The sequence below is a fragment of the Nonomuraea ceibae genome, assembly GCF_019396325.1.
In the GTDB taxonomy this organism is placed as follows: domain Bacteria; phylum Actinomycetota; class Actinomycetes; order Streptosporangiales; family Streptosporangiaceae; genus Nonomuraea; species Nonomuraea ceibae.
Genome location: NZ_JAHKRO010000155.1, coordinates 1 through 19402, shown reverse-complemented (window position 1 = coordinate 19402; position 19402 = coordinate 1). Strand labels below are relative to the sequence as shown.

Sequence of the window (19402 nt, the reverse complement as noted above, 5' to 3'; positions counted from 1 at the left end):
CGCCCCCCCGTGCGAGAGCGGCGCGCGGTCGCGGCCGGGCGGGCGGCCGCCGGGGCTCACCCTGCGCAGGGCCTCCCCCGCCAGCGCCAGCAGCGCGGCAAGCGTGCGCGGGACGGCCGCCCGCCGCTCGTCCTCCGGCACGTCCGCGGCCGCGCGCTCGGCGGCGTACAGGCGGGTCAGGTCGGGGAGGCGGTAGCGCTCCTGCCCGGCGGCGTCGACGCGGCGGTGCCGGACGAGCTGGGCGTCGGCGAGCCGGTCCAGCAGCCGGGCGGCCTCGCCGACGGGGACGCCGAGCAGCGCCGCGGCGGTCCACGGGGCGAAGTCCGCCAGCGGCGGCAGCAGCCCGAGCAGGCCGAACAGCAGCCGCTCCCGCTCCCCCAGCGCCCCGTGGCCGGGCGCGAGGCCGGCGCGCACGTCCAGGTCGCCGGCGCGCAGCTCGTCGAGCCTGCCGCACTCGCGGCGCAGCCGGGCGGCCAGCCCGGCGGCGGTCCAGCCGGGCCGGGTGGCCAGCCGCGCCCCGGCGATGCGCAGCGCGAGCGGCAGCCCGTCGCAGAGCCGCGCGAGCTCGGCCAGCTCGGCGGGCCCGCCTCTGACGCCCGCCGGTCCGCCGGCGACCCGGCCGATCAGCTCGGCGGCCTCGCCGGGCGGCAGCTCGCCGAGCGGGACGGGCCGGGCGCCCTGCCCGGCGACCAGCCCGTCGAGCGCGCCGCGCCCGGTCACCACGACGCCGCACCCGGCCGAGCCGGGCAGCAGCGGACGCACCTGGGCGGCTCCGGCGGCGTCGTCGAGCAGCACCAGCACCCGCCTTTCGCGCAGCAGCGTCCGGTACAGGGCGGCGCGTTCCTCCAGGGAGCCGGGCACGCCGCCGGCGCCGAGCGCGCGCAGGAACCGGCCGAGCACCTCCTCCGGCGGCAGCGGGCGCGTCCGGCCGCGCAGGTCCGCGTACAGCTGGCCGTCGGGGTAGCGGGTGGCCCGCGTGTGCGCCCAGTGCACGGCCAGCCCGGTCTTGCCGACGCCGCCGGGGCCGACGACCAGCGCCACCGCGCCGTCGTCGGCGCAGCGGTCGAGCGCGGCCAGCTCGCGGGCGCGGCCGGTGAACGCGGTGACGCCGGGCGGGAGCTGGCGCGGCGTCGTGGCGACGGCCCGCTCCTCGTCGCCCAGCACCCGGGCGTGCGCCGCCCGCAGGTGGTGGCCCGGCTCCAGGCCGAGCTCGGCCACCAGCAGCGCGCGGCCCTCGTGGTAGGCGGTCAGCGCCTCGGCCCGCCGGCCGGACCGGTGCAGCGCGAGCAGGTGCAACGCGCGCAGCCGTTCGTCCAGCGGGTGGGCGGCCACCAGGGCGGCGAGCTCGGCGGCGGCCTCCGACGGGCGGTCCAGCGCGATCAGCGCCTCGGCGCGGCCCTCGCGCGCCGAGACACGTGATCGCTCCAGCCTGGCCGCCTCCTCGCGCAGCGCGTCCAGGCCCTCGTAGGCGTCGCCGCGCCAGCAGGCCAGCGCCTCGCCGTAGAGCCGGGCCGCCGCCCGGTGGTCGCCCGCCGCCGCGGCCGGGGCCGCCCGCGAGCACAGCTCCTCGAACCGGAGCGCGTCGGCCTCGTGCGGCTCGACGGCCAGCAGGTAGCCGTCGCCGTCGCGGCTGATCCGGTCGCCGCCGAGGCGCTGCCGTACCTGGTGGACGTGCCAGCGGACGGTGGAGCCCGACGGGCGGGCGGCGCCCCAGACGGCGTCGGCGAGCACCCCGTCGGGGACGCGCCTGCCCGCGCGGCTCAGGAGCACCGCCAGCAGGGCGCGCTGTTTGGCCGTCAGCTCGACCTCGGCGCCGTCACGCACGACCGTGAGCCGCCCCAGGACCCCGAACTCCATCCGCGCCCCCCCAACCCCGACGGTCCCCCCACAATACTCAGTAAGCCGAAGCATCGCACCAAGCCGGGCGGATCGGGCACGAGCGGCGTCACCGGGCATGCGAAAGCGCCCCGGCTCGGCGAGCCGGGGCGCGACAGGAACGGCGCAGGGGTTGGTCAGGCGGCCTCGTGGACCAGGTCGGTCAGGCGCTTGAGCTGGTCGGGGTCGGTGTTGGGGAGCACGCCGTGGCCCAGGTTGAACACGTGGCCCTCGGCCGAGGCGCCCTCGCGCAGCACCTCCCGGGCCTTGCGCTCGACGACCTCCCACGGGGCCAGCAGGATCGCCGGGTCGAGGTTGCCCTGCAGCGCCTTGCCGGGACCGACCCGGCGGGCGGCCTCGGAGAGCGGCACCCGCCAGTCGACGCCCACCACGTCGGCGCCCGCCTCGCCGAGCACGCCCAGCAGCTCGCCGGTGCCGACGCCGAAGTGGATGCGCGGCACGTCGGGCAGGCCCGCGAAGATGCGGCGGGTGTGCGGCAGGATGAACTCGCGGTAGTCGGCCATCGGCACCGCGCCCACCCAGGAGTCGAACAGCTGGATCGCCGAGGCGCCCGCCGCCACCTGGATGCGCAGGTGCTCCAGCACGATGCCGGTCAGCCGCTCCATGAAGTCGTGCCACAGCGCGGGCTCGCCGTACATCATGGCCTTGGTCCGGTCGTGGTTCTTGGACGGGCCGCCCTCGATCAGGTAGGAGCCGAGCGTGAACGGCGCGCCGGCGAAGCCGATCAGCGGGGTGCCGCCGAGCTCGCCGGTGAGCGCCTGGATGGCCTCGGTCACGTACGGGACGTCGCCGGGCTCCAGGGGACGCAGCGCCTGAAGGCCCCTGGCGTCGCGGATCGGGTCGGCGACGACGGGGCCGACGCCGGGCTTGATGTCGAGGTCGACGCCGATGGCCTTGAGGGGCACCACGATGTCGCTGAAGAAGATGGCCGCGTCGACGCCGTAGCGGCGGACCGGCTGCAGGGTGATCTCGGCGATGAGGTCGGGCGTGGCGCAGGCGGTCAGCATCGGGACGCCCTCGCGGACCTTCAGGTATTCGGGCAGCGAACGACCGGCCTGCCGCATGTACCAGACGGGGGTGTGCGGGACGGGCTGACGGCGGCAGGCACGCAGGAACGCTGAGTCGGCGAGATTCACCCCTCAAGGGTGCCATGAGGTGCGCTCGCCCCCGCCACCGGAAGGCGGTGTCGGAGGGCGGTGTCGGAAAAATATGCCTGGCGCGCCCCAATTCATGATCAGATAGCGGAATGCATGTTTACCGGCCGGCCCGGCGTCGGGACCCTTCACGGGTCGCGCACACCCCATGGGCGACCAGAGAGGCGGTCTCGGCTGGGCCAAAACTTCGCAAACCCACCGCGCGGCATCGATTCAGCGACCACTTTCGGGACACGCCGAGCGCGTTGCGGGGAAATGTCGGCGGCTCGTGCCAACGTCGAAGCCACGTCCCGAAGAAAGGCCCCGGTTCGATGACTGGTGCGATGACCGCGTTGCGGAGTTCCGTGCTCCAGGGGGAGCACCGTTTTGGACACTGCGTGACGTGCGCCGGCGAGCGGCTGTTCGAGCGCCCGGCCTGCTCCGACGGGCACGAGCCCGGCGAGTGCCCCGAGTGGGCGTGCGCCGAGTGCGGGCACGCGATCTGGCTCGGCCTGGCCGAATGCGCCCGGCCGCTGGTGACGGCCGCGGTTTGATCGCCACCGATGAGTACCCCCGTGGTCCCCTTCCGTCCCGCTTCGACCTACTCTTCGACTATGACCCTCGGTGACCGCCCACCGGTTCCCGCGGCCTTCAGGCGCGCGGTCGAGAGCCTGCGGCCGGCCGAGGTCCGGCCGGAGATCGAGCTCGAGGACCTGCCGGCCCCGCAGCGGCTGGCCCCGCACTCGGCGGCGATCGGCGCGTCGGTCTACCGCGACGACGACGAGCTCGCGGTCGGGCGGCTGATCCTGCTCTACGACCCCGACGGCCAGCGCGGCTGGGACGGCCCGTTCCGGCTGGTCGCCTACGTGCGGGCCGACATGGAGCCGGAGATCACCTCCGACCCGCTGCTCGGGCCCGTCGCGTGGAGCTGGCTGACCGAGGCGCTCGACGCCCATCACGCCGACTACTCCGCGGCTGGCGGTACCGTGACCAGAGCGGTGTCCGAGGGTTTCGGCAACAAGGCCGAGGACCCGGTCACCACCGAGCTCGAGCTGCGGGCGTCCTGGTCCCCCGCAGAGGAGGACCTGTCCGGCCATGTGGCCGCCTGGTGCGATCTCATGTGCGTGGCCGCCGGGATTCCGCCGCTTCCGCCGGATGTGGCCGCCATGCCCCGCCGACGCGATGATCCGGAGAGTGACCGAACGAAGTGAGGGCACAAGTCAACACAGCAGCGTGGTCGTGAGGGCGGTGCGCTCATGACAGAAGAACGAACCGTGGTCCCGCTGCTCGAGCCGCGCGAGGGCATCCCGCCGGTCGTGGCCGACGCCGCGTCGCTGGCCCGTGCCGTCGCCGCGTTCGGCGCGGGCACCGGCCCCGTCGCCGTCGACGCCGAGCGGGCCTCCGGCTACCGCTACGGCAACCGCGCCTACCTGGTGCAGCTGCGCCGCGCCGGCGCCGGCACCGCGCTCATCGACCCGGTGGCCTGCCCCGACCTGTCGGAGCTGGACGCCGCGCTGGCCGGCGCCGAGGTCGTGCTGCACGCCGCCTCGCAGGACCTGCCGTGCCTGATGGAGATCGGGTTCCGGCCGCGCCGGATGTTCGACACCGAGCTGGCCGGCCGGCTGCTCGGCTACGAGCGGGTCGGGCTCGGCACGATGGTGGAGACGGTGCTCGGGCTGCGGCTGGAGAAGGGCCATTCGGCCGCCGACTGGTCGACCAGGCCGCTGCCCGAGGACTGGCTGCGCTATGCCGCCCTCGACGTGGAGGTGCTGGTCGAGCTCCGTGACGCGCTGCACGAGGAGCTGGCCGAGAGCGGCAAGCTGGAGTGGGCGCAGGAGGAGTTCGCCGCGGTGCTCGGCACGCCGCCGCCCGCGCCGCGCTCCGACCCGTGGCGGCGCACGTCCGGCATCCACAAGGTGCGCAGCGTGCGGGCGCTGGCGATCGTGCGCGAGCTGTGGACGATGCGCGACCGGATCGCCCGCGAGAACGACCTGGCGCCGGGCCGGGTGCTTCCCGACGCGGCGATCGTCAGCGCCGCCCTGGAGGGGCCGCGCACGAAGAAGGCGCTCACCGAGATCTCCGCGTTCACCGGGCGCAGCGCGCGCCGGCACATGAACGACTGGCTGGCCGCGGTGACCAGGGCGCGGGCCCTGCCCGACGGGCAGCTTCCGCAGCCGAGCACGCCGGGCGACGGGCCGCCGCCGGTCAACCGGTGGCCCGACCGCGACCCGGCGGCGGCCAGGCGGCTGGCCGCGGCCCGCGCGGTGGTGTCGGCGCTGGCCGACGAGCACCACATGCCGACGGAGAACCTGTTGCAGCCCGACGCGGTGCGCAGGCTCACGTGGGAGCCGCCGGAGGAGATCACCGACGAGAGCGTGACGGCCAGGCTGCGCGGGCTGGGCGCCCGCGAGTGGCAGCTCGGGCTGACCGCTCGTCCCATCGCCGCGGCACTGGCCAGGCTGGAGTCCCGGGAGTAAGGCACTTGACGCCTCCGGCGGCTCCGCCGTACCGTTCGGGAAAGCGCTTTCCTTGAAAGGACTCCCATGAGCGTGCGCACCATCGGCGTCGTGATGAACGGCGTGACCGGACGGATGGGCTACCGCCAGCACCTGGTCCGTTCCGTTCTGGCCATCAACGAGCAGGGCGGTGTGACGCTCTCCGACGGCAGCCGCGTCACGCTGAAGCCCGTGCTCGTCGGCCGCAACGCCGACAAGCTGGCCGCGCTGGCCGCCCGCCACGGCATCCCCGACCACACCACCGACCTGGAGTCCGCGCTCGCCGACGAGGACAACCTCGTCTACTTCGACGCCCAGGTCACCTCCGCCCGGGTCAAGGCCGTGCTCCAGGCCATCGAGGCGGGCAAGCACGTCTACGCCGAGAAGCCCACCGCCGAGTCGGTGCAGGAGGCGGTCGCGCTGGCCGAGGCCGCCGCCGCGCGCGGCGTCAAGAACGGCGTCGTGCAGGACAAGCTGTTCCTGCCGGGGCTGCTCAAGCTCAAGCGGCTGATCGACGGCGGCTTCTTCGGGCGCATCCTGTCGGTGCGCGGCGAGTTCGGCTACTGGGTGTTCGAGGGCGACTGGCAGGAGGCCCAGCGGCCGTCGTGGAACTACCGGGCCGAGGACGGCGGCGGCATCGTGCTCGACATGTTCCCGCACTGGCACTACGTGCTGGAGAACCTGTTCGGCCGGGTCGAGTCCGTCTACGCCCAGGCCGTCACGCACATCCCGGCGCGGGTGGACGAGCGGGGCGAGACCTACCAGGCGACGGCCGACGACGCCGCCTACGGCGTGTTCGGGCTGGCGGGCGGCATCGTCGCGCAGATCAACTCGTCCTGGACGGTCCGGGTGAACCGGGACGAGCTGGTCGAGTTCCAGGTGGACGGCACGCACGGCAGCGCGGTCGCTGGGCTGCGCGGCTGCCGGATCCAGCACCGCGCTGCCACGCCCAAGCCCGTCTGGAACCCCGACCTGCCCGCCACCGCCCGCTTCCGCGACGGCTGGCAGGAGGTGCCCGACAACGGGGAGTTCGACAACGGGTTCAAGATCCAGTGGGAGCTGTTCGTCCGGCACGTGCTGGAGGACGCGCCGTTCCCGTACGACTTCGCGGCGGGCGCGCGCGGCGTGCAGCTCGCCGAGCTGGGACTGCGCTCGTCCGCCGAGGGCCGCAGGATCGAGGTGCCGCAGCTGTGAGGATCGACCTGCCGGGCGGCGCCTACACGCTGCGGGAGCCGGTGACCTGGCCGGTGTCCGGCACGCCCGCCGTGAGCCGGGTGGCGTACGCGGCCGCGCACGTGGTGGCCGACCCGCGCGGCGGCAACGCGCCGGGCGCCCCGGCCGCCGTCGACTGGGACGCGACGCTGGGCTTCCGCCGCCACCTGTGGTCGTACGGGCTGCGGGTGGCCGACGCGATGGACACCGCGCAGCGCAACATGGGGCTGGACTGGGCGGCGACGCGGGAGCTGATCCGGCGCAGCGCCGCCGAGGCGCGCGCCTTCGGCGACCCGGCCGAGCTGGTGGCGTGCGGCGCGGGCACCGACCACGCGCCGGACGCCGCCGACCTGGACGCCGTCACCGCGGCCTACGCCGAGCAGGTGGAGACCGTCCAGGAGACGGGCGCCGGCGTGATCGTCATGGCGTCGCGGCAGCTCGCCCGGCTGGCGGGCGGGCCGCGCGACTACCACCGGGTGTACGGCAAGGTGTTCGGGCTGGTGCGGCGGCCGGTGATCCTGCACTGGCTGGGCGAGATGTTCGACCCGCAGCTCGCCGGCTACTGGGGCTCGCGGGACGTCAACGCGGCGACGGAGTCGTTCCTGGAGCTGGTGCACGCGCACGCGCCGCTGGTCGACGGGGTGAAGGTGTCGCTGCTTGACGAGGAGCACGAGGTGCGGCTGCGGGCCGCGCTGCCCGGCGGGGTGAGGCTCTACACCGGCGACGACTTCAACTACCCGTCGCTGATCAGGTCCGGCTCGCACGCGCTGCTCGGCATCTTCGACGCGATCGCGCCGGTCGCCGCGATGGCGCTGCGGGTGCTGGACTCCGCCGAGGCCGCCTGCGACGAGGCGGGCCGCGAGCGGCTGCTGGCCCAGTACGAGGAGATCCTGGCGCCGACGGTGCCGCTGTCGCGCAAGATCTTCGAGACGCCGACCTATCACTACAAGACCGGCATCGTCTTCCTGGCCTGGCTGAACGGCCACCAGGACGGGTTCGCGATGGTGAACGGCGCCCAGTCGGCGCGCTCGATCACGCACCTGGCGGAGGTGTTCCGGCTGGCCGACCAGGCGGGGCTGCTGGCGGACCAGGAGCTGGCCGTGCACCGGATGAAGGCGCTGCTGGAGGTGAACGGCCTGTGAGCCTGTCGCTGAACCAGTGGACGACCCGCCGCTGGACGCTGCCCGAGGCCGTCGACGGGTGCGTCCGGCACGGCCTGGAGGCGATCGGCCTGTGGCGGGAGAAGGTGGCCGAGCACGGGCTCGCGCGCAGCGCCAGGCTGGTGCGCGAGAGCGGGCTGCGAGTCTCGTCGCTGTGCCGGGGCGGCTTCCTGACCGCCGGGGAGCTGTCCGGCGAGCGGGGCCGGGCCGCGCTGGACGACAACCGGCGGGCCGTGGACGAGGCCGCCGAGCTGGGGGCCGCCTGCCTGGTCATGGTGGTGGGCGGGCTGCCCGGGGTGACGCCCGGCGAGCCGCCGCCCGCCGGCTTCTCGCGGGACGTGGCCGGGGCCAGGCAGCGGGTGACCGAGGCGCTGGCCACGCTCGCGCCGTACGCCGGGGAGCGGGGGGTGCGGCTGGCGCTGGAGCCGCTGCACCCGGTCTACTGCCCGGACCGGGCGGTGCTGTCGACGCTCGGCCAGGCGCTCGACCTCGCGCTCGCCCATCCGCAGGAGCAGGTCGGGGTGGTGGTCGACACCTTCCACGTGTGGTGGGACCCGGCGCTGCACGAGCAGATCGCCCGCGCGGGCGGCCGGATCGCCTCCTACCAGGTGTGCGACTACCTGCATCCGCTCCCGGCGGACGTGCTGCTGGGCCGGGGGATGATGGGCGACGGGGTGATCGGCTTCCCGCCGATCACCCGGGCCGTGGCCGAGGCCGGCTACACCGGCGACGTCGAGGTGGAGATCTTCAACGCCGACGTCTGGGCCGCCGACCCCGACGAGGTGGTGGCGACGATGAAGGCCCGCTACGCGGACGTGGTCATGGCGTCGTGACGGTCCCGGCGGCGCCGTCGACGGTGACGGTGTCGCCGGTGGCGATGCGGTGGGTGGCCCCGGCCACGCCGACGACGGCCGGGATGCCGTACTCACGGGCCACCACCGCGCCGTGCGACATGGCGCCGCCCATCTCCATCACCAGGCCGCCCGCCGTGAGGAAGAGCGGCGTCCAGCCGGGGTCGGTGGACGGGCAGACGAGGATCTCGCCCGGCTCCAGGTGCGCGCCGACCGGGTCGAGCACCACCCGGGCGGTGGCGGTCACCGTGCCGGCGGAGGCGGCGGTGCCGGTGAGCGCGCCGTCCGCCGCGGCGGTGGTGGCCAGCGCCTCGGGCTCGGTGCCGTCGGACAGCAGCATCCTGGGCACGTGACGGCGGCGCGACTCCCGCTCGTGCTCCGCCCGCCGCCCGGCCACGAGGTCGCGCAAGTCGCCGTCGGCCAGGGCGGCGCGGGCCTCCTTGAACGTGAGGAAGTAGACGTCGCCGGCCGCCTCCAGGACCCCCTGTTCCGCCAGGTGCGCGCCGACGGCGAGCATGCTGTGCCGCACCGCCGCGAGCACCTTGACCAGGTAGAACTTCGGCAGCTCGCGCAGCCCGGCGAGCCTGCGGGTGCGGCGCAGCCCGAAGCGCACGACGGCGCCCCGCCACCGGGCCCGCCGGCGGGCGGCGGCCACCACGCGGTCCACGGCCGCCTCCGCCTCGGCGGCGCCCCTGGCGAACAGCTCGTCCGGCGCGGGCCCGCCGTCCATGCGCAGGTAGTTGGCCAGCACGCCGAGCAGGTGCGACGGGTCGTCGGACCAGCGCGGAACGCCCAGGTCGATCTCGGCGACGCCGCGGTGCCCGTACGTGTCCAGGAAGGCCGTGATGCCGCGCTGGGCGCGCGGCGGCAGCTCGCCGGCCCGGTAGAGGCGGACCAGCTCGGGCACCGGCAGCGTGCGGAACGGCTCGGGCTCGACGCGGGTGGCCAGCGCCCACAGCTCCAGGTCCATCTGGGTGGTCGGGTTGTTCGGCACGCTGCGCAGCACGTCCTGCATGTCGCCGATCGGCACGCCGGAGAGCCGCGACGACAGCGCGAACAGGCCGTAGCCGGTGAGCGCGTACGGCATGATCGAGATGATGGCCGGGAAGGTGGCGGTCAGCGCCCGCTCGGCGTGGGCCAGCCGCTCGGCGGGGGTGGCGGCGGCGGGCAGGGCGAGCCGCCGGTCCAGCTCCTCCCCCAGCCGCCGGGTACGGGCCAGCGCCCGCTCCGGCCTGGTCAGCGCCTCGAACACCCGTCCGGGGACGCGCACGCGGCGGGCGAAGCGGAGCGCGGCGCGGGCGAACGGGCGGCGGCCGGGGTGGATCACCGAGAGCCTCGGGTCGTCCATCAGGCCGTCGACGAGCGCGACCGTGCGCGCCTCGCCGACGCGCAGCAGCTTCGGCAGGATGACGCGGCCCGCGCGGCTGCGCAGCGGGATGGTGAGGTCGAGCCAGAGCCGCTGCCCCGACTCCGTCATGGCGCGCGGCCCGTCGTGCGGGTCGGCGGGCGCGAACCCGAACAGGGTGGCCGCCCCGGAGCCGACCAGCCGGAACGCCGCGATCCCCATCGGCGTGATCGGCCCCATGACGCCCTGGGCCACGTTGAAGGAGAAGTAGGCGCGCAGGCCGTCGCCGCGCGGCTCCGGCAGCGGATAGAGGGTGGTGATCGGCCTGGCCTGGGTGAGCCAGATCCGTCCGGCGGCGTCGATGGCCCACTCGGTGTCCTGCGGAGCGCCGTAGTGCTCCTCCACGCGGGCGCCGAGCGCGGCCAGCTCGCGCACTTCGGCGTCGGTCAGGCACAGGCCCTCGTGCCCGGTCTCGACCCGTTCGGTGCCGCCGCCGGGCAGGGCGCGGATCGCCACCCGCTTGTCCCCGGCGTGCCGCTCGACGGCGGCGCCGTGGACGACGAACCGGTCGGGGTTGACCGCGCCCGACACGACGGCCTCGCCCAGTCCGGGGCTGGCGTCGATGACCGCCTCGTGCCGCCGCCCCGTCACCGGGTTCGCGGTGAACATCACCCCGGCGACCCGCGCGTCCACCATGTCCTGGACGACGACGGCCAGCGAGACGGCGGCGTGGTCGATGCCGTTGGACTCGCGGTAGGCGACGGCCCGGTCGGTCCACAGTGACGCCCAGCAGCGGCGCACCGCGTCGAGCAGCGCCTGCTCGCCGACCACGTTGAGGTAGGTGTCCTGCTGGCCGGCGAAGCTGGCGAACGGCAGGTCCTCGGCGGTGGCCGAGGACCGCACGGCGACGGCCCGCCCCGGCGTGTACGCGGCCAGCACGGCCTCGGCGACCTCCGGCGGCACCGGCGTCTCCAGCAGCCGTGACCTGGCCTTCTCCGCCAGCCCGTCGCCGCCCGCGGCGATGACGCCGTCGAGGCCCGCCGCGGCGGCGGCCTGCCGGTAGGCGCGGGTGGTGAGCACCCAGCCGGGCGGGACGGGCAGCCCGGCCCGGGTGAGCTCGCCCAGGTTAGCCCCTTTGCCGCCCACCTCGTCCAGCATGCCGCCGTCGATCCGGGAAAAGTCCAGTGCCGTCGTCATCGGTCGCTCTCCTGCCGTCAACGCGCCGTCATGACGAGTGTTCCCCTTTCCCGGCAGAAATTCAACAAGTGATGAAAATTGATCGCCCTTCCAGCCCCCAGGCCGGGTCCGGCTCCACGCCCAGCTCCGCCAGTGCCGTCGGGGCCACGTCCACCAGCCGCGCCTCGGGCAGCTCCGCCCCGCCCAGGTCCTCGCCCAGCCGGGCGGCGGCGACGAAGACCGTGCGCTCCTCGTCGGACGTGCCGCCGTGGCCGCCCTCGTCGACGTGGCCGTGGTCCGTGGTGACCAGCACCGTCCAGCGCTCGCCCGCGAACCCCGGCCGGGCGCGCACCGCGTCCAGGAACCGGCCCAGGTCGGCGTCCTGAAGGAGGAGCGCCGCCGTGTACTCGGGGGCGTGCGGGCCCAGGTCGTGGGCGACCTCGTCCGTGTCGCCCAGGTAGACGAACGTCAGATCCGGCCCGGCGTCCGCCAGGAGGCGCTCGGCCCTGGCCGCGATCTCCCGGTCGGCGGCGGCGAACGTCATGGCGAACCCGTCGAGCACCACCCGGGTCCCGATGTCGCGGCCGAACGCGCCGTGCTCGTCCAGCGCCGCCCAGGAGAACAGCGCGGCCGTGGTGAGGCCGGGGCGGGCGTGGAGCGCCCGAGTCAAGAAGTCCGGATATTTCGTGAACTGCTGGCCGCTGAACCCGTTGTCCACGACGCCATGCTTGTCGGGCCACACCCCGGTGGCGATCGACGACCACCCCGGCCCCGAGTCGGTGCGCGCCCGGATCGTCCCCGGCGCCGCCTCATGCGGCTCCGGCACGACCTCCCCCGGCGACTCCGTACGGGGCGCCTCCCGCTCACCGTACGGAAGCCTGCTCGTCCCGTACACGCCGGACGCCATCAGCGAGGTCAGCACGGGAGGCCGCACGGCCAGGACACGATCGAAGCGCAGGCCGTCCATCCCGACGACCAGCACCTTGTTTCTCAGCTCGGACATCCCCCCATCTAAGCGCCGAATCGCCGCACCCAGGCGGCGGCCCCCGGCAGGATCTCCTCCACCGGGGCCACCTGCGGATACCAGGTCCGCTCCCACTCCAGCGACACCCAGCCGCGATAGCCGTGCGCGCGCAGCAGCCCGCCCGCCTCCTCCAGCGGCACCCCGCCCTCGCCCATCGCCACCGGCGTCGTGTCCGCAGCCGACACCGCGTCCTTGACCTGCACGTACTCCAGATACGGCGCCAGCGCCGCCAGCGTCGCCGCCGGCTCCTCCCCGTTGCGCCACGGATGCAGCAGATCCCACAGCGCCGCCGCCTGCGCCACCCCGGCCTCCCTCAGCAGCGCCGCCACGGCCGCCCCGGTCGCCATCTGGTCGTGCGTCTCCACCAGCACCTTCACCCCGAGCGCCGCCGCCTCCCCGGCCACCGCCCGCAGCCGCCGCGCCCCGACCGCCGGATCGTCCCCCCTCGGGAACACCCGCACCCCGCCCGCTCCCAGCTCGGCAGCCAGCCTCAGATCCTTCAGCAGCGCCTCCACCACCGGCCCGTCGTCCCCCGGCTCGCACAGCCGCACGTACCCGGCCAGCGCCGACACCTCCAGCCCGGCCGCCGCCACCCGCCGCCTCACCTCCCGCCGCTCCCCCGCCCCCAGCCCGGCATGCACCCCGGTGTCCTCATGCAGCCGCAGCTCCACCCCCGCACACCCGAACCGCCCCGCCACCGCCAGCGCCTCCCCCAGCCCGGCCCCCGGCATCCCCAACGTGCTGACCGCCAACCGCATCGCCATCTCCTCACCCTCACTCACGACCCCGAACCCCATCCCGGCCCGACCTTCCCCGGACGAAACACCCCCACCTACGGCGACCCGCTCCTCGGAGGGGGCCTTGCGGCCCTCTCCCGCACGGGCCACCCCCGTGGACGGGCCACCCCCCCTCCGACTGCGGTCCCACGGAGGGGTTCGCGCCCCCTCGGGCCGCCGACCCTCCCCAGCGAAGGCGCCCCCGCCCCCGGGGAGGGGCCGGCCCCTCCGGTGGCAGCCACTGGGAGGGCCTGCGCCAAAGAGGCGCTCTCTGGGAAGTGGGCGTTCACCTGTACGGGGTTGGGTCAAGGGAGGGGTTTGACGCTTTCGCGGAGGACGACCTCGCCCGGGACGTTCTCCACCACGCGGGAGTCCCCGCCGCTCAGGGCCAGTTCGAGGGCCCGGGCTCCCATGTCCTTGAGCGGCAGCCGTACGGTGGTGAGCGAGGGAACCTGGTCACGCAGGGTGACGATGTCGTCGAACCCCGCCACGGACACGTCGTCGGGGACGCGGATGCCGCGCTCGCGGTAGGCGGCCAGGGCGCCGACGGCCATCACGTCGTTGACGGCGAAGACGCAGGTGGCGTCGCCCGTCTCCTGGGCGGCGGTGTAGCCGCCGTCGCGGTCGAAGGGCCCGTGGACGACGCGCGGCGCCGGGAGGCCGAGGTCGCGGACGGCGGTGACGAATCCGGCGCACCGGTCGGCGGCGGTCATGAGGTGCGGCGGCCCGGCGAGGACGGCGAAGCGGGTGTGGCCGAGCCCGGCGAGTGAGCGGGCGAGCGCGGCGGCGCCGTCGCGGTTGGCGGGGGCGACGGTGTCGACGCCGAGGAGGTCCTGGCCGACGCAGGCGACGCGGCCGCCGCTCGCCTGGTAGGCGGCGAGTTCGGCGGCGAGGCGCGCGGTCACGCGTTCGTCGGCGACGCGGGAGCCGGCCAGGAGGACGGCGCGGACGCGCTGGGCGTGCAGGGTGGCCACGTAGGCGATCTCCTGCTCGGGGTCGCGGTGGGTGGTGCCGACCATGACGAGCAGCCGTTCGCCGGCGGCGGTGCGCATGGCGCCGTCGGCGAGGGCGGCGAAGTACGGGTCGGTCAGGTCGTGGACGACGATGCCGATGACGTTGCCGGCCCCTCGCGCCAGCGTCTGGGCGGCGATGTTGGCGCGGTAGCCCAGTTCGTCGGCGGCGCGTTCGACGCGTGCCCGCAGTGCCGCGCCGACCTGGCGGGTGCTGCCGTTGAGCACCCGCGAGGCGGTCGCGAGCGAGACGCCCGCCTGCTTGGCGACGTCCTCCAGCGTGACCACGAGACCTCCCGGAAAGCGATTTCCAGTATGCCGGACCGGCATCTGGCTCCGCATCCTCGCACGCCTCGCCGCCGGATGACAGCGCGCGTGCCGGGGCTCGTCAGGCCCAGGGGAACAGGATGTCCAGCAGTCCGCCCTTCTTGCTCTCCGACGGCTGCGGCTGCGGCTGCTCGGTGGGCTCGGGGGGCTGGGTGGTCCGCTGCTCCTCGGGGGTCGGCTCCTTGGTCGGCTTGGGCTTCTTCTCCTCGACCTGGGGCCGGACCTGGTCGTCGCCGGTCTCGTTCATCTCGCGCACCTGGGACTGGGTGGCGCGGGTGGTGGGCCTGGCCGACTGCCGGGCGGTGCGGGTGGGCTGGGCCTCGTCCATCGCCGGGGAGCGGGTGGGGCGGACCCGGGCCGTGGTCGGCTCCTGGGAGGGGGTTACGGTCTGGGAGACGCTGGGTTCGGGTGTGGCCGTATCGGTGGCTTCGCCGATCGGGACGTCCGTAATGGCGTCCTGCGGGGCGGTGGGCGAGCTGAGCTCGCCGACGCTGGCGCACTTGCCGCCCGCGCACGGGTCGTCGGAGGACGTGCCGGTGAGCATCCAGCCGGCCGCCGCGCCGGCCAGGACCACGGCGGCCGCCGCGACGAGCAGCACCCGGGTGCGGCGGCGCACCTCGCGCTCGCCGCCGTCGTGCTCGTCGCCGGAGCCGTCGGTCCAGCCGGAGCCGAGGAAGCCGCGCCTGGGCTCGTCGGCCTCCTCGCCGTAGCCGCGGTCGAGCGGCAGGTACGGGGGCTCGTCGGCGTCGTCGCGGTCCACCGGCCCGCTGTCGGCGTCGCCGGTGTAGTGCGGGCCGCTCGCCGCGTCACCCGTGTAGTGCGGGCCGCTGTCGGCGTCGCCCGTGTAGTGGGGACCACTGGGGGCGTCGCCCGTGTAGTGCGGGCCGCTCGCCGCGTCGCCGGTGTAGAGCGCGTCGGCGGCGTACGCGGGGTCGCTGAAGGCGTCGCCCGCGTACGGGGCGGGCGCCGGCTGGTCGCCGCCGATGCGCTCGGAGGCGCCGTCGGCGTGCAGGACGTACGTCTCGCTGCCCGAGACCTGGATGGCCGGCTGCTCGTCGGTGTCCTCGGTGCTCCAGCGGGGGGACAGCACGTCGCCGGTCAGCTCGGGGTTTAACGCTCGCCCCTGCGCGTCCTCATAGGACTTGTCGTTCTCGTCGCGCGCCACGCTGAGCCTCTCTAGTACGAATACGGACCGCGACCTTTCTTAACAGAATCAACCCCAACTTGTCCGGAAATTTCACCTGTTTCGCTAAAACTACGCTGCGTAACTTCGGTCACTCCGGCAACATCACCGGCCACACGCAGTACGGACGCGGAACGGCTCAGAGCCCGGCGGCGAGTACGTCCAGAGCGGCCTTGACCCGCTCGATCGGCACCCCCTGGTCGCGCACCTGCCGGGCCAGCAGCGGCGCGGCGAGCGGCGCCAGCAGCGCGTCGGCCAGGCAGTAGACGTCGGCGTCGGGGCGCAGCCGCGCGATCAGCAGCGCCAGGTGCGCGCGGTAGGCGTCGTACGCGCCCCCGAACCGGGCGTACGGCCCCGCGGTCTCGGCCATCACCAGCAGGTCGAGCTGCTCCACGGTCCGGTCGGCGAGCGCGGCCAGGAAGGCGCGGACCCGCTCGCGCGGCTCGGCACCCGGCCCGAGCGGCGGGGGCCCGTCGAGGAAGGCCGCCTGGAACTCCCGCTCGCGCTCGTCAATGAGCGCGTACGCCAGCCCGGACCGGTCGCCGAAGCGGCGGTAGAGGGTGCCGACCCCGACCCCGGCGGCGGCGGCGACCTCGGCCATCGACAGCCCGGCGACCCCTTCGGCGGCCACGATGGCGGCCGCGGCGTCGAGGATCCTCTCCCGGTTGCGGGCCGCGTCACGTCTCACGCCCCTCATCTTCCCTCACTTGCCATCCGGAACGCGTTCCGCTTACTGTTGAAGCGGAACGGATTCCGCTTGACTGAGAAGGAGACGCAGTGATGAGAGTCGCTCTGGTGACCGGTGGCAGCAGAGGCATCGGCGCGGCCATCGCGCGCCGCCTGGCCGCCGACGGGTTCGACGTGGCGATCACGTACGCCTCGGCCGCCGGCAGGGCCGCGCAGGTGGTCGCGGACGTGGAGGCGGCCGGGCGGCGCGGCCTGAGCCTGCGGGCCGAGGCGGCGCGCGCCGAGGACCTGGTGGCCGCCGTCGAGGACACGGTGGCCGCGTTCGGCAGGCTGGACGTGGTGGTCAGCAACGCCGGCATCGCCCCGTACGGACCTCTGGAGGACGTGACACTCGACGAGGTGGACCGCACGCTGGCCGTGCACGCGCGGGCGGCGTTCGTGCTGGCGCAGGCGGCGGCCAAGCACCTGCCCGAGGGCGGCAGGATCGTCACGATCGGCAGCAGCCTGGCCGAGCGGGTCCCGTACCCGGGCTGGACCCTCTACGCGATGAGCAAGTCGGCACTCAGCGGGCTCACCAAAGGCCTGGCCCGCGACCTCGGCCCGCGCGGCATCACCGCCAACCTCGTGCACCCCGGCTCCACCGACACCGAGATGAACCCGGCCGACGGCCCGGACGCCGACGACGAGCGCTCCTACACGGCGCTGGGCCGCTACTGCGACCCCGGCGACATCGCCGCGACCGTCTCCCACCTGGTGGGCGAGGGCGGGCGGTCGATCACGGGGGCGGCGATCGCGGTGGACGCGGGCGTCACCGCCTGACTAGAGGCACGGGTTCGTGGAGCTGTCGACGACCTTGTCCTTGAGCGAGTCGGGGATCGTCGACACGACCCGGACGCCGGGCCAGTCGGCGCCGATGACGAGCTGGACGGACGGGCCCGGGGGCGGCGTGGCGGCGCTCTTGTACGGCTCCGCGGACACCGGCCTGACCTTGCCCGCCACCGGGGTGCGCTTGTCCTTCGACAGCCGGGCGGCCACCGCCTCGGCGTACGCGGGGCCCTGGGCGGCGTCCTTCTTGGCGTAGCGGATCGTGGTGGTGTCCGCCGGGGCGGCGTTGCCGACATGGGTCACGACGAAGCCCTGCGCGGCCAGCTCCTCGGCCACGACGCCGGCCTTGCCCTGCTCGCCGGTGGCGTTCAGCACCTGGACGCGCACCTGCTCGTTCTTCACCTTCGGGGCGGAGCTGGGCGCGGCCGGGCCCTTGGTCGCCGTCACCTCCACGTCCTCGCGCACCCGCTTGAAGAAGTCCGACGCCGCGGGCTCGCTGAACTGGACCCGGTTCTTGTCCGCCGGGTACGGCTCGGTGGGCACCGTGATGCCCTTGAGCTCCTTGGCCGTCATGCCGCTGACGCTGTTGGCGATCTCCAGCATGCGCTCGGGCGTGAGCTCGCTGTCGACGGTCACCGCCTTGATCCCGGCGCGCAGGAACGCGTCGAGCGCGATCGGGTCGGTGAGCAGGCCGCCGTCGGTGACCTTCTCCATCACCTTGGTGAGGAACACCTGCTGGCGCTGGATGCGGCTCAGGTCGCTGCCGTCGCCGAGCGCGTAACGGGTGCGCACGTAGCCGAGCGCCTGCTCGCCGTTGACGACGTGCTTGCCGGGCCCGAGCACGAACTTGGCCTGCGGGTCGTTGACCGCCTTGGGCAGGCAGATCTCGATGCCCTTGATGGCGTCGATGATGCCCTTGAAGCCGGTGAAGTCGACTTTCACGAAGTGGTTGATGTGGATGTCGGTGAGCGCCTCGAGCGTCTTGATCGTGCAGGCCACGCCGCCGTCGTTGAACGCGGAGTTGATCTGGCCGATCCCCGCCGGGCGGACGCCGCCGCCGCGCAGCTCGCACTCCGGCATCATGACCATCGAGTCACGCGGGAAGCTGATCATGGTGGCCTTGTCCCGGTCGGGCGAGAGGTGCAGCAACATGATCGTGTCGGTGCGCTCGCCCTTGCCCTGCGACAGCGCCCCGTACTTCTTGTTGTCGCCGTCACGCGAGTCGGAACCGATGAGCAGCACGTTCAGCGCGCCGGTCTCCCGGGGGCGGTCCGTGCCGAGCTGGCCGGTGAGGTCGGACTGCTTCAGCTCGCCGTAGATGCTGCGGTAGTAGCCGTACGCCGACAGCGTGACCACCACCAGCACGCCGGTCAGCACGACGCCCACCCAGCCCGCCGGGGTCAGCCGCCGGGCGGTCCGTGAGTTCGCGTTTCCCACGCTGCGCCCCTCAGAAGATGATCAGATCGGGCAGCATACTGAGAAACGGGCCATCGCCCGAAATGATCGCCGATGAACCTAGGGCTCCATGCGAACTCGGTGAATCCGGGACGTCACACACCGTTGTCCCGCATCATGACATCCATGCCCTCGACCAAGATCGCGCCCCCTCCCGGCGCGTCCTCCGTGGCCGCCCTCCGCGCGCGGGCGCTCGCCGCACGGCGGGCCGCCCGCATCGCGCTGACCTCGTCGATCGCGCTGCTCTGCGCCGTCCAGCTCATCGCCGAACGGGCTCCCGCCGGGCAGGACACGCTGCCGCTCGCCGTGCTCGCCCTGGCCGTCACCCTCGGGGCGCCGCCCGCGCTGGCGCTCACCCAGGCCGTCTGGGGCGTGCGGGCCCGCGCCGTCCGCCGCCGCGAGAGCGAGCTGTACGCCGCCCCGCCCTCCCCCGGGCTCGCCCTCGGCCGCCTCGCAGTGGCGGCCGGCTGGGCGGTGCTCGTCCTGCTCGCCTGCGCGGCGCCCCAGCTCTTCACCGCCGCCGGCCACCCCGCCCCCGCCGGCGCCCTGGCCATCCCCCTCACCGTCGCCACCACCGCCACCTCCTGCCTCGCAGCCTGGTGGATCACCACCCGAAAGCCCGGCCGCGCGGCCTCGTGGGCGCCTCCCCGCAGCGGGCCTGCTCACGTCGGCGCGGTGCCGCCGTCGGCATCGGCCACCCCGAGCGGGCCTGCCGAAACGCGGGCGGCGAGGCCCGGCCGGATGGGGCGGACAGGGCGGTCGGGCCGGTGGGCGGCTCCCCGCCACCGGGACGCCACCCCCCGCAGCGGGCCCGCCCGCGTCGGCGTGGCGTCGCGTTCGGGGGGAG

General features: G+C 74.6%; 16 protein-coding genes and 1 pseudogene. 8 read left to right on the top strand and 9 right to left on the bottom strand.

Translation table 11 applies throughout. The features are described from left to right. Both KME80_RS45485 and hemE read right to left on the bottom strand, forming a co-directional pair. On the bottom strand, positions 1–1857 hold a 1857-nt coding region (locus KME80_RS45485), incomplete at its 3' end, for an AfsR/SARP family transcriptional regulator (protein WP_219518014.1). A gap of 155 nt (positions 1858–2012) precedes the next feature. Then, a complete protein-coding gene (gene hemE / locus KME80_RS45480) occupies positions 2013–3032 on the bottom strand; it encodes a uroporphyrinogen decarboxylase (protein WP_372455442.1) in 1020 nt (339 codons plus the stop codon). A gap of 395 nt (positions 3033–3427) precedes the next feature. Between hemE and KME80_RS45475 the strand changes: the two genes are divergently transcribed. From KME80_RS45475 to KME80_RS45450, 6 genes are all read left to right on the top strand, one after another. Then, complete coding sequence (locus KME80_RS45475; RefSeq protein ID WP_219518012.1) at positions 3428–3583, top strand: hypothetical protein; 156 nt, start codon at positions 3428–3430, stop codon at positions 3581–3583. A 60-nt stretch (positions 3584–3643) separates the two neighbouring features. Continuing rightward, positions 3644–4240, top strand: coding sequence for a DUF3000 domain-containing protein (locus tag KME80_RS45470; RefSeq protein ID WP_219518010.1), 597 nt, complete (start codon positions 3644–3646; stop codon positions 4238–4240). Positions 4241–4285: 45 nt separating this feature from the next. Then, entirely contained in the window at positions 4286–5506 is a 1221-nt protein-coding gene (locus tag KME80_RS45465) for a ribonuclease D (protein ID WP_219518008.1), read from the top strand. A gap of 66 nt (positions 5507–5572) precedes the next feature. Further along, positions 5573–6718: a Gfo/Idh/MocA family protein gene (locus KME80_RS45460; protein ID WP_219518006.1), complete on the top strand. Its 1146-nt coding sequence runs from the start codon at positions 5573–5575 to the stop codon at positions 6716–6718. Beyond that, on the top strand, positions 6715–7878 hold the full coding sequence (locus KME80_RS45455; RefSeq protein ID WP_219518004.1) for a dihydrodipicolinate synthase family protein: 1164 nt from the start codon (positions 6715–6717) through the stop codon (positions 7876–7878). Before KME80_RS45460 ends, KME80_RS45455 begins: the two co-directional genes overlap by 4 nt. Next, positions 7875–8729: a sugar phosphate isomerase/epimerase family protein gene (locus KME80_RS45450; protein ID WP_219518003.1), complete on the top strand. Its 855-nt coding sequence runs from the start codon at positions 7875–7877 to the stop codon at positions 8727–8729. The genes KME80_RS45455 and KME80_RS45450 overlap by 4 nt, the downstream gene beginning before the upstream one ends. Here KME80_RS45450 and KME80_RS45445 read toward each other — a convergent pair. From KME80_RS45445 to KME80_RS45420, 6 genes are all read right to left on the bottom strand, one after another. Beyond that, positions 8716–11289: a PEP/pyruvate-binding domain-containing protein gene (locus KME80_RS45445; RefSeq protein WP_219518001.1), complete on the bottom strand. Its 2574-nt coding sequence runs from the start codon at positions 11287–11289 to the stop codon at positions 8716–8718. The two genes, KME80_RS45450 and KME80_RS45445, sit on opposite strands and share 14 nt — an antisense overlap. A 61-nt stretch (positions 11290–11350) precedes the next feature. Further along, the gene (locus tag KME80_RS45440) at positions 11351–12271 is read right to left on the bottom strand and encodes an alkaline phosphatase family protein (RefSeq protein ID WP_219517999.1); all 921 of its coding nucleotides are present in this window, start codon (positions 12269–12271) and stop codon (positions 11351–11353) included. 8 nt (positions 12272–12279) lie between these two features. Beyond that, entirely contained in the window at positions 12280–13050 is a 771-nt protein-coding gene (locus KME80_RS45435; protein WP_219517998.1) for a sugar phosphate isomerase/epimerase family protein, read from the bottom strand. A 323-nt stretch (positions 13051–13373) separates the two neighbouring features. Next, positions 13374–14408 (bottom strand): LacI family DNA-binding transcriptional regulator, encoded by a 1035-nt coding sequence (locus tag KME80_RS45430; protein ID WP_219517997.1) that lies wholly within the window; start codon positions 14406–14408, stop codon positions 13374–13376. 58 nt (positions 14409–14466) lie between these two features. Then, positions 14467–15570 (bottom strand): hypothetical protein, encoded by a 1104-nt coding sequence (locus tag KME80_RS45425; RefSeq protein ID WP_219517996.1) that lies wholly within the window; start codon positions 15568–15570, stop codon positions 14467–14469. A gap of 157 nt (positions 15571–15727) precedes the next feature. Next, a complete protein-coding gene (locus KME80_RS45420) occupies positions 15728–16285 on the bottom strand; it encodes a TetR family transcriptional regulator (RefSeq protein WP_219517995.1) in 558 nt (185 codons plus the stop codon). 83 nt (positions 16286–16368) lie between these two features. Here KME80_RS45420 and KME80_RS45415 point away from each other — a divergent pair, with 83 nt between their 5' ends. After that, positions 16369–17094, top strand: coding sequence for an SDR family NAD(P)-dependent oxidoreductase (locus tag KME80_RS45415; protein WP_219517994.1), 726 nt, complete (start codon positions 16369–16371; stop codon positions 17092–17094). Here KME80_RS45415 and KME80_RS45410 read toward each other — a convergent pair whose 3' ends face one another. After that, a complete protein-coding gene (locus KME80_RS45410; RefSeq protein ID WP_308126203.1) occupies positions 17095–18537 on the bottom strand; it encodes an LCP family protein in 1443 nt (480 codons plus the stop codon). It lies immediately after the preceding gene. Between the two features lie 144 nt (positions 18538–18681). Between KME80_RS45410 and KME80_RS45405 the strand changes: the two are divergent. After that, positions 18682–19402 (top strand): annotated as a pseudogene (locus tag KME80_RS45405) (hypothetical protein); the annotation flags it as partial.

Coding starts and splice junctions, on each gene's coding strand:
- KME80_RS45470 (WP_219518010.1), top strand. CDS start 3,644: ATGACCCTCGGTGACCGCCCACCGGTTCCCGCGGCCTTCAGGCGCGCG.
- KME80_RS45465 (WP_219518008.1), top strand. CDS start 4,286: ATGACAGAAGAACGAACCGTGGTCCCGCTGCTCGAGCCGCGCGAGGGC.
- KME80_RS45460 (WP_219518006.1), top strand. CDS start 5,573: ATGAGCGTGCGCACCATCGGCGTCGTGATGAACGGCGTGACCGGACGG.
- KME80_RS45445 (WP_219518001.1), bottom strand. CDS start 11,289: ATGACGACGGCACTGGACTTTTCCCGGATCGACGGCGGCATGCTGGAC.
- KME80_RS45440 (WP_219517999.1), bottom strand. CDS start 12,271: ATGTCCGAGCTGAGAAACAAGGTGCTGGTCGTCGGGATGGACGGCCTG.
- KME80_RS45435 (WP_219517998.1), bottom strand. CDS start 13,050: ATGCGGTTGGCGGTCAGCACGTTGGGGATGCCGGGGGCCGGGCTGGGG.
- KME80_RS45430 (WP_219517997.1), bottom strand. CDS start 14,408: ATGCCGGTCCGGCATACTGGAAATCGCTTTCCGGGAGGTCTCGTGGTC.
- KME80_RS45420 (WP_219517995.1), bottom strand. CDS start 16,285: ATGAGGGGCGTGAGACGTGACGCGGCCCGCAACCGGGAGAGGATCCTC.
- KME80_RS45415 (WP_219517994.1), top strand. CDS start 16,369: ATGAGAGTCGCTCTGGTGACCGGTGGCAGCAGAGGCATCGGCGCGGCC.